Below are 17292 nucleotides of genomic sequence, written 5' to 3' on the forward strand. Positions count from 1 at the left end.
GACGATGATCACAACATTAAATGTAGAAGGTATGACATGCGCGCACTGTAAAAAAGCAGTAGAAGGTGCCCTTCAGGAAGTCAACGGTGTACAACATGTTGACGTCGATCTGGATACAGGGAAAGTGAAAGTAACCCACACCGAAGAAGCTGCAAAGTCTCAAATGAACGAAGCGGTTGAAGACCAAGGGTACGACATCGTCTAACCCAAAAACTCCCCAGGGAATCTTCTTCAGGGTGATTTATTGGCTGAATGATAGCTCTATGGCTTCCTAGGTTACAAATCTATTATGGTTAGAATGAACTAAACCCCGCAGCGAACAGCTGCGGGGTGATTTGTTTAACCGATAATATAAAAGAAAATCGAGAAAAAGTGGAGGATGGACCCACCGAGAACGAACAAATGCCAGACCATATGGTGGTATTTGAAACTCCGCCAGACGTAAAAGATCGATCCGATCGAATACATGACGCCTCCGACAACAAGGTAAGTGATCCCTGCAGCAGGTACTTCAGCCGTGAGTGGCCCCCAGGCAAGGACAATCAGCCATCCCATCAATACGTAGAAAATCGTGGACAGGACGACGAATCTTTTTACAAAAAACACTTTGAAAATGACACCGAGCACAGCCATTCCCCAGACGATTCCGAACAATGTCCATCCAAGAGTGCTTCTTAACGGAACGAGCATAATCGGCGTGTAGGTGCCGGCGATGAACAGATAGATAGCGGAATGGTCAAAGATTTCAAAAAGATCTTTAGCTTTGCCGGGCGGAAAACTGTGAACGAGTGTCGATGAGACATATAACAGGAGCATGGTAATTCCATAAATCGTCACACTCGTAATGTGCCAGGCATTTCCTCCAAAGCTTGCGAACACAATCAATAGGACGAGCATCGCGATACTTAAAATAACACCGATGCCGTGTGTGATGGCATTGGCAATCTCTTCACGTTTCGTAAAAGTATGGGTGACCACATGTTTCAACTCCAATATAATGTACTGTCTTCATTATACGCACGATTCCCCGATTAATAAAGAATGGAGTATTTTACAGGTTTAACCATCTTAAAAAAAGGGGTAAATGGTAGTCGGAGATAAGCAAGAGAGAGAGAATGTCGGAAATTGCGTTCGTGATTAGGAAGAAACTGTGTTAGAATATGTAGTGGTCTTAAGAGCGTCTCTTTCTGCTCCTTCAATGTTCATGAGAAAAGAGGAGTGAATAAGAACATGGTAAGTTTAGAAAAAGAAGCATTGAGAATCCCGCTCGTTTCAGAACTTATGATTTCTTCTGAGAAAGTAGCCCATGTACAAATCGGGAACCCGTTAGAGCATGCCCTGCTTGTGTTAGTGAAATCAGGTTATTCGGCAGTTCCTGTACTGGATCCTACCTATAAGTTTCAAGGAGTTATCAGTAAAACGAAAATTTTAGAAGAAACGCTGGGGATTGAAGAATTTGAATTGAACCACCTGTCTGAAATGATGGTCAGTGAAGTGATGGATGATGAAGTCCCTTGTCTTGAGCTCGATGACAACATGATCGACGCCCTGCATAAACTCATCGATTATCCTTTTGTCTGTGTCACCAATAAAGAAGGGGAATTTGACGGGATTGTCACACGAAGGACGATTCTTAAGCAGTTCAGCAAGCATTATCATGAAACGTTTAAACATACAATGATAGAAGCAAGTGAATAAAGAGATTATGATAGAATAGATGGCATCGATGATGTCATCTATTTTTTGTATTGAAGGTGAAATTACATATGAAGAAAATGCAGCAAAAACGGGGGCTTGTGCTGGCTTCCATCATGCTTGCCATGTTTTTGGCAGCTATTGAAGCGACAATTGTGTCTACGGCAATGCCGAGCATCGTCGCAGACCTCGGAGGTTTCAGCTTGTACAGCTGGGTGTTCTCAGCTTATCTCCTGACCAATGCAGCGACGGTTCTTCTCTTTGGACGGTTGTCTGATGTGTTCGGAAGGAAACCGATCTTCATGTTCGGCATCAGCTTTTTCTTGATCGGTGCGATCCTATGCGCTCTGGCACCGTCGATGAACGTCTTGATCGGTGCGAGACTGGTGCAGGGACTTGGTGCCGGTGCTCTGATGCCGATTGCAACGACGATTGTCGGGGATATTTATACAAAAGAAGAGCGGGCTAAAATTCAAGGGTACTTGGCCAGCGTCTGGGGAATTTCTGCGGTTACCGGTCCTGCGCTGGGTGGTTTTTTCGTTGATCTTCTTTCCTGGCCGTATGTGTTCTGGATGAATGTACCTCTTGGTCTGCTTGCTCTGCTCGGCATCCTTTTATTCTTCAATGAGGATGTATCCAAGGAAGAAAGGAAAGTGGACGTAGCAGGATCCGTCTGGGTCGTCCTTACGATCACTACGGTGATGATTATTCTTGTGGAAGGCGGGGTGGGAATAGCATGGAAATCCTGGCCGATGGCAGTCATGATCGGATTTGCGTTGAGCAGCGGAGCGGCTTTTTTCTTTCATGAACGACAAACGGCCGAGCCGATGATGCCGATGGATTTATGGCACATCCGTTCCATTCGCTATGCAAATCTAACTTCGCTCACCACGGGGATGATCCTTATTGGCGTAAGCAGTTATCTGCCCGCTTTCGTTCAGGGGGTCATGGAGCAATCGGCAACGGTCGCCGGGTTTACCTTGACGACGATGTCAATCGGGTGGCCGATAGCTTCGACGGCAGCAGGGCGCCTGATTCTCAAAATCGGTTTCCGACCGACGTCCATGTTAGGCGGTTTATCGCTCATGGTGGGAGGCATCCTCTTCTTTATGTTAAGTCCTGACAAAGGTCCATGGTTTGCAGCGATGGGCTCATTATTTATTGGAATCGGGATGGGGTTATCTTCGACTTCCTTCATCGTATCGATTCAAAACAGTGTGAATTGGCAGAAGCGGGGCATAGCCACTGCGACCAATATGTTCATGCGCACGATCGGGAGCGCTATAGGAGCCGCTCTGCTCGGGGGGATTTTGAACAGCAGGGTGGCCGCAGCCATTGAGCGTTCGGATCTCCCAGCTTCCTTTACCGTTGATTCTGCAAACGCTCTGCTCAGGAAAGAAACGAGGGAGGGGTTAAGTCCAGCGTCTCTCACTGTCCTGCAAGATGGATTGACCTCTGGTTTGCACCTTGTGTATTTAGGATTATTGATTCTCGCAGTCGTCAGTTTTCTACTAATTCTGCGAATTCCAAAAAAAGAAGATTGAAAAAGTTATGGTCACTTTGATAAAGTAAAGGATGAAAGATACATAAAGGAGGACGTTGCAATGAAACAAATGGACGCAAATGAAATCATTTCATTTATATCAAATAGTGAAAAATCCACTCCTGTGAAGGTTTACTTGAAAGGTGAGAATTTAGAAACCATCGACTTCGGGGAGCGGGTACAGGATTTTATCACCGGCAGCACTGGAGTCATCTTCGGGGAATGGAAAGTCATCCAGCCCCTTCTTCAGAAGCATGAACAGGATATCGAGGATTATGTGCTGGAGAACGACCGCCGCAACTCTGCGATCCCTCTTCTTGATTTGAAAAAAGTGAACGCACGCATCGAGCCAGGCGCTGTCATCCGCGATCAGGTGGAAATCGGTGATGGTGCCGTCATCATGCTTGGCGCCATGATCAATATCGGTTCTGTCGTCGGTGAAGGCACGATGATCGATATGAATGTCGTCCTCGGTGGCCGTGCGACAGTCGGGAAGAACTGCCACATCGGAGCAGGAGCCGTTCTTGCTGGAGTCATCGAGCCTCCATCTGCAAAACCGGTGGTCATTGAAGATGGTGTTGTCATCGGTGCCAACGCCGTTGTCCTTGAAGGTGTAACGGTAGGAGAAGGAGCTGTCGTAGCAGCGGGCGCCATTGTAACCGAAGACGTACCAGCGAATACACTGGTTGCAGGTACACCAGCAAAAGTGATAAAAAACATTGATGACCAGACAAAATCCAAAACTGAGATCATGCAGGCACTTCGTAAGCTGGACAATTAATCATTCCATTTCCGGTTGGATCAAGCAACCCGGAAATGCGAGTGAGCATAAACATCGCGTATTCAATTATGGAAAGGCCTTGCTGGAAAAGCAGGGCCTTTCGTGCAGGGAGGAACCTTACGTGGAACTAGAACAACTCATTCATATAAGAAGAGATCTTCATCAAATCCCTGAACTTGGTTTCCAGGAGTTTAAAACACAGCAGTATTTATTGGATTATATTCAGACGCTCCCTCAGCAGTCATTGACGGTGGAAACGTGGCGAACGGGTCTCATCGTCCGTGTCAGAGGGACGGAGGGTAAGAAAGCCATCGGCTACCGTGCCGACATCGATGGCCTGCCATTACCAGAAGAAACAGACTATGACTTCCGGTCAATACATGAAGAACGAATGCATGCCTGCGGCCATGATTTTCATATGACGATTGCGCTTGGGGCTCTGACAAGACTTGCCCACAAGCCTTCTGCGGAAGATGCCGTTTTCATTTTCCAGCCGGCAGAAGAAGGACCGGGGGGAGCTGAGCCTATGCTGCAGTCGGAGGTCATGCAGAAACACAGGCCCGATATGATTTTTGGACTGCACGTGGCTCCTGAGCTTCCGGTAGGAACCGTCGCTTCGAAACCTGGTTTGTTGTTTGCCAACACGAGCGAATTATTTATCGATTTCCAAGGTGTCGGCGGACATGCCGCTTTTCCTCATTTGACCCATGACATGGTCGTCGCAGCAAGTGGCTTTGTCGGACATCTGCAGCAGATCGTTGCCCGCAGGGTGGATCCACTGGACAGTGCCGTAATTACCATCGGAAAAATAAATGCTGGCACCGTGCAGAATATAATCGCTCAAGCAGCTCGGCTGGAAGGGACGATCCGAACATTATCACCGGAGGCTATGGACAAAGTGAAAGCCGAAATCGAGAAGGTCGCCCGGGGATATGAAATAGCCAATGACTGCACCATCCAGATCGATTACGGGTCCAATTATCATCAAGTGTATAATGATGCTGAACAGGTCCAACGGTTTGAACAGATCGTGAAAAAGACGGACGTTACGTATCAGGAAGCAAAAATGGCGATGACGGGCGAAGATTTCGGGTATATGATAAAAGAGATCCCAGGATTTATGTTCTGGTTGGGTGTTGACTCTGACGCAGGTCTTCACCAGTCGACCTTGAAGCCGAAGGAAGAGGCGCTGTCTGTAGGCGTCGATCTCGTGGAACAGACGCTGCGCGAATGGTGATTAGCGCATAGGTTGCCAACGGCAGGTAAACAATAGAAGGTAGTGAAGAGAAGGAGGTGACCCCCTCCTTCTCTTTTTAAAAGGAGGGCCTTGATGGAAGCAACGATTAAATTGACAGCTGTAGCGGTATTGATCTTACTTACAGCTTTTTTTGTCGCGAGTGAATTTTCCATAGTGAAGGTTAGAAAAACAAGGTTGGAATCAAAAGCAGCCGAAGGAGATAAAAAAGCGGAGAACGCATTGCGTGTGGTTCAGGATCTTGATTATTACCTCAGCGCCTGTCAATTAGGGATTACGATTACCGCACTCGGACTTGGCTGGCTGGGGGAACCGACGCTTGAAATTTTGTTGAGGCCGCTTTTCGACCAAATCGCCCTTCCAGAAGGGGTGACCCATACGCTTTCGTTTGCTATCGCTTTTTTTGTAATCACCTTCTTACATGTCGTTCTCGGAGAGCTTGCTCCAAAGACAATGGCGATCCAAAAAGCGGAAAGTATCACATTGTGGCTTTCCCGGCCACTCATTTTGTACAGTAAACTTATGTATCCGCTCATTTGGCTTCTGAACGGTTCTGCAAATGTCATCGTGCGAATGCTTGGATTTCATACAGCAGGGGAATCGGACGAAGTGCATTCAGAGGAAGAACTGCGGCATATTTTGACGAAAAGCTATCAAAAAGGGGAAATCAACCGATCGGAATATACGTACGTGGACCGGATCTTTGAATTCGATAACCGGACGGCAAAAGAAATCATGATTCCGAGAACAGAAATGGCGGTTCTTGATGTCCGCCAGTCCGTGAAAAACGCAGTCCGGGAAGTGAAACATAACCGGTATACCCGTTACCCGGTCATTGAGGGAAACAAAGATGAAGTAATCGGGATTATTCATATGAAGGAACTCCTCTATGATGACGCGGAAAACCAGACGACTCTCCGTCCGTTCCTTCGTCCAGTCATGAAAGTGTTTGAAAATATACCGATCCATGATCTGCTCGTGAAAATGCAGAAAGACCATACACACATGGCCGTGCTTATCGATGAGTACGGAGGAACGGCAGGAATTGTGACGGTCGAAGATATTCTCGAAGAAATCGTCGGGGAAATCCGTGATGAATTTGATGCCGAGGAAGAGCGGGATATCAAAAGGTTGAAAAACGGCCACTTTTTACTAGAGGGCAAGACTGCTATCCAGGATATCAACGATTTCTTTGACATCCAGCTGGACCACAGGGATGTGGACACCATCTCCGGTTGGATATACACGGAAGACTTTGAAGCAAAAGAAGGAACGATCGTAGAAGGGGAAGGCTATCGATTTAAAATTGTGGATTTAGTGAAAGGGCAGATCAAAAAAGTGGAAATGTGGAAAGAAGATACAAAATAACCCGGCCTGGAGCAGGCCGGGTTGTTTTTCATTACGCTTCTTTTTGAACGTATACTTGGTGAGGGAATGGAATTTCGATATCCGCTGCATCCAAGGCTTCTTTCATAGCTTTTCTCAAGTCGCGTTCAACGCCCCATTGTTCCATGTTCGCTGTCTTCCCTAGGATGCGGATGACGACATCTGAAGAACCTAGGCTTTGGACGCCAAGGACATTCGGTCCATCAACAAAACGCTCGTCCTCCTGGAACTGATCAGCGACTTTCTGCAGGACAGCCATCGCTTCATCGATGTTCTCATCATAACCGATGCCGATATCCACAAGCGCACGCATGTTACCGCGGGAGTGATTGGCGACGCCTACGATATTCCGGTTTGGAACAAAGTTCAAGGTTCCGTCAAAGCTGCGAATTTTTGTTGTGCGGATACCCACTTCTTCAACGATTCCGTCATATCCACCGGCGGTTACATAATCATCGACTTCAATTTGACGCTCAATCAATAAGAAGAATCCGGTAACGATATCAGAAACAAGACCCTGAGCTCCAAATCCGATGGCAAGACCAATGATACCTGCACCTGCAAGCAACGGCCCGATCTGGATGTTAACAGCACTCAATAGCATCATAATGAGGACAAATAGCAAAACATAGGAAAACAAATTCACAGAAACTTTCTGCAACGTTTGGTTTCTTCCTTCAGAAATGTTTCGCTGCTGGCTCATACGATTGATGGAAGATTCAATCGCTTTCGTACCTAAAGGTTTGATGATCGCAAAGGCGATCAAAATGACAACTATTTTCAGTCCTCCGGTAATCATCCATTCAAGAAGGACATCAAAGTTGAAACTTAATCCATCTTCAAATAAATTCATCAAGAAACTCCTTTCCATCTTACGTTCTCCTTTATTAGAATAGCGGAATTCGACAGGAAAATTCAATGTTTAGACTCAAAAGAATGAATTTTTTGGATGAAGGGTACCTAAAGGCCCATCGTTTTTACAATCAAGATCCTTAAAAATAGGACAGCCATCGTATCCAATTTCATCTACAACTTTTGGATGAGAGTCGTTCGTTCTCTAGATCGAAAATTTGAAAAATTATAGCAAATGGGTAGATATTTATTTCGATACCCGATATATTTAGTATTACGTTAAAAAGTTAGAAGGAGGGGAATCAATTGGAGACGTTTAAAAAATTGAAGCAGTTTTACTGGCCATTTCGCAAGTTTTTTTATTGGTCTATTCTATCCTTATTATTCGTGACGCTCATTACGGTCGTCTATCCCATCGTACTGAAAGTGACGATCGATGATGTCGTCTTAGCTGAGCAATACAATCTTATTCCTTATTTATGTACCGGATTTATCGGGCTTATGATCCTTAAGGGCTTCGCTACATATTTTCACCAGTATTTAGGGGACTTCTTCGGGATCCGCTCTGTTTATACGCTGCGTGACGCTTTGTATAAGAAGCTGCAGCGGCTGCCATTCCGCTATTACGATAACGCCAAAACGGGAGATTTGATGTCAAGACTGACAGCGGATGTTGAAGGCTTCCGTTTTTTCCTTTCCGTCGGATTTTCGGAACTGATCCGGATCGTGCTGCTGATTGTCATCAGCTTGAGCGTTATGTTTTATTTTTCTGTGCCTCTAGCGCTTGTCACCATGGCTGCTATGCCGTTTCTTGGCCTCGTCGTCTACCGGTTCGACCGTAAAGTCCACCCTGCCTTCCGTAAAATCCGTAAATCCTTCGGTAAGCTGAATACACGGGTTCAGGAGAACATCAGCGGGATGAATACAGTTAAGTCCCTTTCCAGGGAAAACTTCGAAATCGGACGTTTTTCTGACAGGAGCGATGATTACAGGACAAAGTTCATTACAACCTCCAATATTTGGTCCAAATATTTTCCGCTGATGGAGTTTATCGGCAACGTATCTGTGGTTGCTCTCTTAGCCTACGGCGGGTATATGGTCGTAAATGGCGGGATGCAGCTTGGGGAATTGGTCGCCTTTTTCAGCCTTGTCTGGTACATTCTCGGGCCGTTGATGAACCTCGGCTTCGTCATTAACCTTTTCTCCCAGGCGAAAGCTTCTGGAGAGCGACTGCTCGAAATCTTAGAAGCGCCCGAAGAAATCACGGAAGAAGAAGGGGCTGTCCATCCGGATCGTCTGAAAGGACATGTGACGTTTAACGATGTCACTCTCACATACGTGGAAGATGACGACTCGGCTCTTAAAAACATAAGTTTCGACGCACCTCCAGGCAAGACCATCGGACTGATTGGTGCGACTGGGTCCGGAAAGACGAGTATCACACAATTAATCACCCGTTTTTATGAGCCTGAAAAAGGGGAGGTGCTTGTGGATGGACGTCCCGTTCAGGCCTACGGTTTGAAGAGCCTGCGGAAGAATATTGGCTTTGTTTTACAAGAATCGTTTCTATTTTCGACGACCATTAAAGAAAATATTGCTTATGGAAATCCGGATGCATCCCTTGAAGATGTAATCGCTGCCGCCAAACGCGCCCAGGCCCATGATTTTATCGTGGATATGCCGGATGGTTACGACACCCTACTAGGAGAGCGTGGGATGGGGCTGTCCGGTGGTCAGAAACAGCGGATTGCCATTGCCCGTTCCATTCTCATCGATCCAGCCATTCTCGTGTTGGATGATGCCACGTCTGCGGTGGATATGGAAACGGAATTCAAGATCCAAAAAGCGCTGCAGGAAGTAATGAAAGGAAGAACCACGTTCATTATCGCCCATCGAATTTCTTCATTGAAACATGCGGATGAAATCATCGTGCTCGAAGATGGTGCTGTCAAAGAGCGTGGTGTGCATGAAGAGCTCCTTACGAACGGCGGCCCTTATCAACGAATTTATGATATTCAATATCAGGATAAAGAAAAAATAGTAAAAGCATCTGGAATTTCATAAAAAGGAGGGAGAACATGGCACCTAAACCTAAACATACATCGGAAACCAGTACGCATTTAAACCGTTTCAAATATTCTCAGGACCAGGCGATTGAAAAGCCGTTCAACTGGGCACAAATGTGGCGGCTCCTTAAGTATTTGAAGCCTTATGCCAAAACATTACTTCCTGTAGCGATCATCGCTATGCTCGTTTCTACCATTGTCAGGCTCGTCGTACCGATTCTGATTGGTAAAGTGGCGATCAATGTGGCCATTGCTGACGGAGATACCAATCTCTTGACCCAACTTGTCGTCGGAATCGCAATAATGTATCTGCTCAGTTATATCGGGAACGCCCTCCGGATCAAATATGTCAACATCCTTGGACAGAATGTGATTTATGATTTACGACAACATTTGTTTTCACACGTCCAAAGGCTTTCACATAAGTTTTTTGACTCGCGGTCGGCTGGATCCATCCTGGTTAGGATCATGAATGATATCAACTCGCTTCAGGAACTGTTTACGAACGGAATCATCAATTTGTTGATGGATGTCGTCATGTTGACAGGTATCGTGGTCATTCTGCTGGTCTTCAGCCCGAAATTAGCACTCGCGATCCTTGTGATCATGCCCCTTATGTTCTACATTTCAACGAAGCTCAGACGCAACATCCGCCGTTCGTGGCAGGATGTCCGCATCCAGCAGTCCAAATTGAACTCCCACTTAAATGAGAGTCTTCAAGGTATACGGATCACACAATCTTTTTCACAAGAGAAAGAAAACACGGAATACTTTGATGGTGTAAATACGGATAACTTCCAAGCGTGGAACAAAGCTTCAAGAAAAAGTGCGATGTTCCGTCCTTTTGTAGAGATGAGCAATGCTGGTGGTACGGTCATCCTTATCGCGTATGGTTCGTTTCTGATTTTGAACGGAAGTATCGAAATTGGGGACTTTGTTACATTTGCTTTCTTCCTCGGTATGTTCTGGGAACCGATTTCCCGTCTTGGAATGATGTATAACCAACTTCTGATGGCCATGGCAGCTTCTGAGAGAATCTTTGAATTTCTCGATGAGGAACCGAATGTGGAAGAGAAGGATGATGCCGTGGAACTTACCGATATGCGTGGGCATATCGCCTTTGAAAATGTTCAATTTGCGTACGATTCCAAAAGAATCGCGCTGCATAATATTAACCTCGAAATGAAAGAAGGGGAAACCGTCGCGCTTGTCGGTCATACCGGATCAGGAAAATCGACGATCGCAAACTTAATCAGCCGCTTCTACGATCCGACCGAGGGCTCTGTCAAAATCGATGGGGTGGACCTTCAGGAGGCAACGATCGACAGCGTCCGTCAGCAAATCAGTGTCGTCCTTCAGGATACGTTCATCTTTTCAGGGACAATCATGGAAAATATCCGCTTTGGACGCCCGGATGCCAATGATGAAGAAGTCATCGAAGCTGCAAAGGTCGTCGGGGCCGATGATTTTATCCAGCGGTTGAACAACGGCTACGAAACGGAAGTGGAGGAACGGGGAAATATTCTTTCTGCAGGGGAACGCCAGCTGCTATCATTTGCTCGTGCTCTACTTGCTAATCCAAGAATCCTCATCTTAGATGAAGCGACAGCAAGTATTGATACAGAGACGGAATTGAAGATTCAAAAGGCACTACAGACGCTTCTGAAAGGGCGTACAGCGATCATGATCGCTCACAGGCTGTCTACAATCCGTGAGGCTGACAACATATTCGTTCTCGAACATGGACGAATCCTTGAACAAGGATCACATGATGAGTTGATGGATCAGGAGGGCGAGTACTACGACCTCGTTAAAGCCCAGTTCCAGATGCTCGATGCGATATAAACAAAGCGAAAGACACCGGATGCTGGTGTCTTTTTTATTGAAACTTTTAATGGAACGTCATACTTACGATTTCGAGTTGAAAATACCTTTAAAGTTTATCAACACTCTCTACTTGACAGGTAGTCATTTCGATGGGTACCCGTGGATGACATTCCTCACCATCTATGGATACGGTCACTTTATAAATCGACTGGATGTTCTGGCAGATCGTAAGGTCAAACTTCAAACACCAGCAATTCTCGAATTGTTGAATGGAACAAAATCTGCAGTCGAAATCCTGGGCTGAACATGTAATTGAAGTCCCTGGAGGAGCACATAGTAAAACCTTTTCAATTTTTTTGAAAGCGATCACGCAGATACACTTCCGGCCTTTTAACTGAATACCCAGGAACCCTTTTTTTAAGATCGTCAGTTGATAGAGGTCAATCCAGTTCCCATCGGGGAGCTGAACAGGCACTAGCCTCCGTTCACCTGCTTCTTCACAAATCAACGACTCCAAAGGGACTTCATTACCGTAACAGTCGGATAAAAAACATCTTTCTACTTCAGGTTTTTCCACTTCCTGTTTGCGCATGTAATTCAACGTTAAACAAAATCTCCCTTTCAGCGTTGATGGACCTGAAAGGCTCCGTATCTCCAATGAGTAGAGTTCATCAAATGTACCTGTGTATGTTTTACGATCCGTTCCTATATTGATGGGGGCGCCATTCACTGCAATTTCCAAGTCATCAAGTGAACCTTCTGTCATGCAGACAGTGACCGTGCCTTTTAGATTTACAGATAGCCGGGATTGCCAGAGTTTATCAAAAGTGCTGGTCGGGTTTGAGAAGCAACCGCATACTTCTTCACGAACAGGCCGGCTTTCTATCGGAATGGAAGCAGCTACGGAAAAAGTTTGACCGAAGGAGATCCAATCGTAAACTTTATCCGTCTTAATACAATAAGGGGGGGATGGCATAGTCTGGCATCTCCTTTCTTTTCAGGATATCCGTTTATACATTGTAATGAAAAACTAGTGAATAAACACCCTGGCATACGTCTGCTCCTGGTCCGGGGCATTCAACGGACAACTCTACGATATCTGTAATAGTCAAGTTATAGCTGTTGCCTGGATTGATATTGATGGTTTCCGTCACACCACTAGAGTCCTCAAGGTTCAGGGTCAGGAAAGCAGAGCACCCGGTTTCATAATAGATTCCGAACGTTCCATCTACCGGTAAGGACGATTCATAGAGGACGAAAGTGTCCCCGCAATCCACTGTGAAACTTTCAAGAGCATCATCATTCGCCAATAACGTTTCATCTTTCCCACAGCAAAAATTTTTCGGAGTCGCATGGCTGGAACTGGATTGACTGGTTTGTTCACAACCGGTGATCCGGAGGTTGTCGAGAAACGCTGCACTGTTATAAAAGCGGTCGAATACATCGGCCACTCTGATTTGTAAGGTCACAATTTCACAACCGAGACAGGAGAGATCATATTCAGCCGTATAAATTTCAGTCGTTACAGCATTATATGTCACATCGTTCGGAGTGGGATACGGAGGTAAAGGGGCGATGGAAGTTCCTAAAGGTGCATTGGAAAAAGGAGCGGCATTCGCAACAGTTACAGGAGTTCCATCCGGGAGGAGCGCAATGTTTTCAGAGCCCTGAGATGTGATAATGTCTGCACGGAAATAATCGGCGACCTGCAGGATGAACTCAGGATTTTCTTCTGTTCCGAATTTCCAGTCAAAAGTTAATATGCCAGGGTTCTTTGGTAACAGGAAATCCAATTGGACGGTCACCACATCAAACGAGGCATCCCCATCCGGAGAACCGAAAGGATCTCCGGCTGGTAGAGTGGGACCTGCTGTATCATTGGATACGAAAGTCGGAGCAACCCCTGGAGTGAGGGAAGCATCTCCATTACTCAATACGACATAATCTGGACCTGCTGTAGGGAATCCTTGCAGGGGAGTCGATAAAATTTCACTCTGCACACCTGGTCCCGTCATAACAGCATCTACTAAACATAATTTTGTCAACGGGGTTACCAGAGCATCTACAACCTCATCAATCGTCGCCATTCACCATTCTCCTTTCTTTAATAAGAGTTTTCGTTTGTGAATCACCACCTTGGTTTCCATGCGTTATGTAAATAAAGAATGGAAAATCCATTCTTTATCCACCACTTACAAGAAGTAATTTGCAGAAATACAATATTTTCCTCTACAAGTTCCTGTTCCTTCTCCAGTACAGTTGATGACAACTGTATCGAAGTTCTGAACAGTAATAGATCGTGTATTCCCGTTTGGTCCACTTGTAGCAAGGGGTACATCAAATGAATCTACCAATGTACCTCCAGCACCTCCAGTGAAAATAGAAACTGTAAGGGAATCGCACACCCCGTATCGTAGAATACACTGATCGTTCCAGCATCGATTGTAAAGTTTGATTCCCAGACTGTTGCATCCGTACCAGGGTCTGCAGCACAGTCAATTGTAAAATTCCCGCAGAACTCATCACTTACAAAGCTTGCCGACGAATCAGGACAACAGCAATTTGCCATACCATTTCCTCCTATTTGTTTATTACATTACATCCTATGTATGAGAAGAAGATTGGACTAGGTCTATGTCCAACTTCCGCATAGATTTATAGTAATTGGGCAGGACGTATACTTTCTGACGGCCGTAGTTTTTTCAATGAAAGTATATAAATGGGTGGAAAGAACCGTGGGAAAAAAGAGTATAAAGTATAGGTAGCGACGATTTCTCAGTTATTGTTGCTCTAAAATAGGGAATAAGGTAGATCAGCACTCACATTCGTTTCTCTTATTATTTAGAAGAAAGTTGAATTTGTGAAGGATGTCACAAAATCGTCAACAACCATCTGACCATGAACGGTTTATACGTTTTATACTAGCGATAGATAGGTTACAGATTAGTTAGGGGGAACTTGAGATGTTCGGATTTGAAACTGTTGAAGTGAGCCGGGCCCTGACAGCTATGACGCTGCTCTTCCATGCGATCTTTGCGACGCTTGGTGTAGGTGTGCCCGTCCTTGTTTCGACCGCCGAGTTCATCGGTATTAAGAAAAAAGATCCACACTATACACTGCTTGCCCGCCGCTGGACGCGGGGGTACACCATTACGGTTGCTGTAGGCGTTGTGACTGGTACGGCGATCGGCCTGCAGTTGTCATTGATTTGGCCAAGCTTCATGCAGCTTGCCGGAAATGTCATTGCCCTGCCACTCTTTATGGAAACGTTCGCGTTTTTCTTTGAAGCGATTTTTCTGGGTATTTATTTATATACATGGGACCGGTTCAAGAAGCCGATTTACCACTGGCTTTTATCCATACCGGTCGTTATCGGAGGCACGCTATCAGCCTTCTTTATTACAACCGTCAACTCATTTATGAACACACCTCAGGGATTTGAGATGGAAGAGGGACGCTTCACAGCTGTCGATCCGCTGGCAGCGATGTTCAACCCTGCTACACCGACAAAAGTTTTTCACGTCATTTCCTCATCGTATTTGACGGCTGCCGCTGTACTGGCTGGAATCGCCGCCTTTATCATTCTAATGAAGAAAGGGTCGCTTTATCATAAGAAGGCCTTGAAATTGACCGTGGTGATGACGTTCCTTTTTGCAATCTTAACTGCTCTTGCCGGGGATTTATCAGCTAAGTTTCTTGCTGAACATCAGCCAGAAAAACTAGCAGCTGGGGAATGGCATTTTGAAACAGAAGAGGGAGCGGACCTCGTCGTCTTTGGAAGTTTAAATGAAAACAATGAAGTGGAAAACGCCATCCGTATCCCAAACGCGCTGAGTTTTCTTGCTCACGGCGACTTTAATGCAGAAGTGGAAGGGTTGGAAGAAACACCGGAGGATGAACGTCCCCCGTTATGGATCCACTATATGTTCGATCTCATGGTCAGCATCGGTTTCTATACGTTGGGTATCTCCCTCTTATTTATGGTTTTCTGGAAAATGAAAAAATGGAACGAATTTCATCCGCTTCTATTGTGGGGGATAGCGGCTTCTGGACCATTGACGATGCTTGCTATCGAATTTGGCTGGATTTATGCCGAGGTCGGCCGTCAGCCATGGATTCTGCGTGGATTTATGACAGTCGCCGAAGGTTCCACAACATCCCCTTATGTATTTTCAATGTTCATCCTGTTCGCAGCGGTGTATCTCGTACTTGGCATTGGCTGTCTCCTTACCTTAAGGAAAATCTTCAAAGGAAAGCCGGCCGAGCTGGAACTGGAACATCTTTATCCGCACACAGCCGCTGCAAGTAAGGAGGGGGACGCATGAGTTATGAATACATCGGGATTTCCGTACTGTGGATTTTTCTATATGGCTACTTGATCGTCGCCAGCGTAGACTTCGGGGCTGGTTTTTTCGCCTATTACGCCAGGATGACAAAAAAGGATCATCTGATCAATCAACTGATTTCGCGGTATCTATCACCCGTATGGGAAGTCACGAACGTATTTTTCGTTTTCTTCTTCGTAGGACTTGTAGGATTCTTCCCGGATATGGCTTACTATTTCGGACAAACCCTGCTTATTCCAGGAAGCATAGCCATTGTTTTGATTGCGATCAGGGGGTCTTTCTATGCGTTTGAGAATTATGGATCGAAAGACAATTCCCTGTATATGTTCTTATATGGAGCAACCGGTCTTTTGATTCCGGCATCGCTATCAACGGCTTTGACGATCTCAGAAGGAGGATATATTGAAGAAACGGCTGATGGAGTCCAGTTGTTATACGGAAAATTACTTTCAAGTCCGTACTCCTGGAGTGTCGTGTTCCTGGCGATCGTCAGCGTGCTTTATATCAGTGCTATGTTCCTTACGTATTATGCGCACAGGGCGGGGGACCAGCCGGCTCTTGAGATTGTCAGGAAATACGCCTTGTTTTGGAGCTCACCGACAATCATCGCAAGCTTGACGACATTCATCGCGCTCAGCCAACAGAACCTGGCTCACTATGAGAGAGCGATTGACCTCTGGTGGGTCTTTGGTATTTCGGTCGGGTTCTTTATGATCGCTGTCTTCCTTGTCTATCAAGGTAAGTATTACGGCTGGGCTTTCATAGCGGTCATGATCCAGTTTTTCATTGCCTTTTTCGGTTATGGGGCTTCCCATCTGCCGTACCTGCTCCACCCTTATGTGACAATTACAAGCGGTGTGACCAATGAATCGATGGCGATCGCGCTCGTGATCGTTTTCATCGCAGGTCTTCTGCTGTTGATCCCGTCGCTTATTCTATTGATGCGTCTCTTCTTATTTGACGCAGATTATGTGAAAGGCAAAAAATAAAGGTACAACAGGAAGCATAGGGTCCCAGGCTCTATGCTTCCTTTTCCTTTTCCGTCCCTGTTCTCCCTATAATCTAGCTCTGTTAAATTTCAATGTTGATATTTGCATCAACGGATGGAAGTGACAATGTGAATGATAGAACGGTAAAAAGGAATTCATTCCCAAGCGTCTAACCCTTTAGATGATCTACTTTCACGATTCAACCATTGAACCTTGTTGGATTATTATTTCGAAACGGAGTCTTTAACTAAATGGCAGGATTGTTGAAGACTTGATTTCGAGACTTCTGTGTTGTGAATAGGGGCTTCGGGGAATGACTCGCTTTCCGCGGGAGCGCGGTGAGCCTCCTCGGACTACGTCCTGCGGGGTCTCACCAAGCACTCTCTTCCCGCAGGAGTCTTGCCATTCCCCGGAGCCCCTAGAATCACACAAACATCTCGAAGCTGAGTCTTCAAGAAAAGGGAGCTTTCGTTGAATAAGCCAAATATAATAATGAGTAACTTTTATAAAATTGGAAGTTCCTTTTTGCAGTAATATCAACACTAGACTTTA

Annotated in this window: 16 protein-coding genes; 10 read left to right on the forward strand and 6 right to left on the reverse strand. The window is 45.7% G+C overall.

Going from position 1 to position 17292, the window contains the following annotated elements; all coding sequences use genetic code 11:
- Positions 1–4: 4 nt before the first annotated feature.
- Complete coding sequence (locus ACXADE_RS08280; RefSeq protein WP_474980005.1) at positions 5–205, forward strand: copper ion binding protein; 201 nt, start codon at positions 5–7, stop codon at positions 203–205.
- Positions 206–339: 134 nt separating this feature from the next.
- On the opposite strand, the gene trhA is transcribed toward ACXADE_RS08280, so the two are convergent.
- Entirely contained in the window at positions 340–978 is a 639-nt protein-coding gene (trhA, locus tag ACXADE_RS08285) for a PAQR family membrane homeostasis protein TrhA (RefSeq protein WP_474980006.1), read from the reverse strand.
- A 252-nt stretch (positions 979–1230) separates the two neighbouring features.
- On the opposite strand from trhA, the gene cbpB reads away from it, so the two are divergent.
- The 5 genes from cbpB to ACXADE_RS08310 all read left to right on the forward strand — a co-directional run bounded on the left by cbpB (position 1231) and on the right by ACXADE_RS08310 (position 6642).
- Positions 1231–1698: a cyclic-di-AMP-binding protein CbpB gene (gene cbpB / locus ACXADE_RS08290; RefSeq protein WP_474980007.1), complete on the forward strand. Its 468-nt coding sequence runs from the start codon at positions 1231–1233 to the stop codon at positions 1696–1698.
- Between the two features lie 68 nt (positions 1699–1766).
- Positions 1767–3239 carry an MDR family MFS transporter gene (locus ACXADE_RS08295; protein WP_474980008.1) on the forward strand — a complete coding sequence of 491 codons (1473 nt, stop codon included), beginning with the start codon at positions 1767–1769 and terminating at the stop codon, positions 3237–3239.
- A 60-nt stretch (positions 3240–3299) separates the two neighbouring features.
- A complete protein-coding gene (dapD, locus tag ACXADE_RS08300) occupies positions 3300–4019 on the forward strand; it encodes a 2,3,4,5-tetrahydropyridine-2,6-dicarboxylate N-acetyltransferase (RefSeq protein ID WP_474980009.1) in 720 nt (239 codons plus the stop codon).
- 121 nt (positions 4020–4140) lie between these two features.
- Positions 4141–5256, forward strand: a complete 1116-nt coding sequence (locus tag ACXADE_RS08305; RefSeq protein WP_474980010.1) for an N-acetyldiaminopimelate deacetylase — start codon at positions 4141–4143, stop codon at positions 5254–5256.
- 93 nt (positions 5257–5349) lie between these two features.
- The gene (locus ACXADE_RS08310) at positions 5350–6642 is read left to right on the forward strand and encodes a hemolysin family protein (RefSeq protein ID WP_474980011.1); all 1293 of its coding nucleotides are present in this window, start codon (positions 5350–5352) and stop codon (positions 6640–6642) included.
- Between the two features lie 31 nt (positions 6643–6673).
- On the opposite strand, the gene ACXADE_RS08315 is transcribed toward ACXADE_RS08310, so the two are convergent.
- Positions 6674–7513: a mechanosensitive ion channel family protein gene (locus tag ACXADE_RS08315; RefSeq protein ID WP_474980012.1), complete on the reverse strand. Its 840-nt coding sequence runs from the start codon at positions 7511–7513 to the stop codon at positions 6674–6676.
- 305 nt (positions 7514–7818) lie between these two features.
- Here ACXADE_RS08315 and ACXADE_RS08320 point away from each other — a divergent pair, with 305 nt between their 5' ends.
- Positions 7819–9576 (forward strand): ABC transporter ATP-binding protein, encoded by a 1758-nt coding sequence (locus ACXADE_RS08320; protein WP_474980013.1) that lies wholly within the window; start codon positions 7819–7821, stop codon positions 9574–9576.
- Between the two features lie 14 nt (positions 9577–9590).
- On the forward strand, positions 9591–11423 hold the full coding sequence (locus ACXADE_RS08325) for an ABC transporter ATP-binding protein (protein ID WP_474980014.1): 1833 nt from the start codon (positions 9591–9593) through the stop codon (positions 11421–11423).
- Between the two features lie 88 nt (positions 11424–11511).
- Here ACXADE_RS08325 and ACXADE_RS08330 read toward each other — a convergent pair whose 3' ends face one another.
- From ACXADE_RS08330 to ACXADE_RS08345, 4 genes are all read right to left on the reverse strand, one after another.
- The gene (locus ACXADE_RS08330) at positions 11512–12381 is read right to left on the reverse strand and encodes a BMQ_0737 family morphogenetic spore coat protein (protein WP_474980015.1); all 870 of its coding nucleotides are present in this window, start codon (positions 12379–12381) and stop codon (positions 11512–11514) included.
- Positions 12382–12415: 34 nt separating this feature from the next.
- Positions 12416–13492, reverse strand: a complete 1077-nt coding sequence (locus ACXADE_RS08335; RefSeq protein ID WP_474980016.1) for a choice-of-anchor L domain-containing protein — start codon at positions 13490–13492, stop codon at positions 12416–12418.
- Positions 13493–13597: 105 nt separating this feature from the next.
- Positions 13598–13810, reverse strand: a complete 213-nt coding sequence (locus ACXADE_RS08340) for an S-Ena type endospore appendage (RefSeq protein WP_474980017.1) — start codon at positions 13808–13810, stop codon at positions 13598–13600.
- Positions 13753–13974: an S-Ena type endospore appendage gene (locus tag ACXADE_RS08345; RefSeq protein WP_474980018.1), complete on the reverse strand. Its 222-nt coding sequence runs from the start codon at positions 13972–13974 to the stop codon at positions 13753–13755. The genes ACXADE_RS08340 and ACXADE_RS08345 overlap by 58 nt, the downstream gene beginning before the upstream one ends.
- A gap of 394 nt (positions 13975–14368) precedes the next feature.
- On the opposite strand from ACXADE_RS08345, the gene ACXADE_RS08350 reads away from it, so the two are divergent.
- On the forward strand, positions 14369–15730 hold the full coding sequence (locus tag ACXADE_RS08350; RefSeq protein WP_474980019.1) for a cytochrome ubiquinol oxidase subunit I: 1362 nt from the start codon (positions 14369–14371) through the stop codon (positions 15728–15730).
- Positions 15727–16740 (forward strand): cytochrome d ubiquinol oxidase subunit II, encoded by a 1014-nt coding sequence (locus ACXADE_RS08355; RefSeq protein ID WP_474980020.1) that lies wholly within the window; start codon positions 15727–15729, stop codon positions 16738–16740. Before ACXADE_RS08350 ends, ACXADE_RS08355 begins: the two co-directional genes overlap by 4 nt.
- Positions 16741–17292: the final 552 nt, after the last annotated feature.

The organism is Halobacillus sp. ABR2_026 (assembly GCF_056158545.1).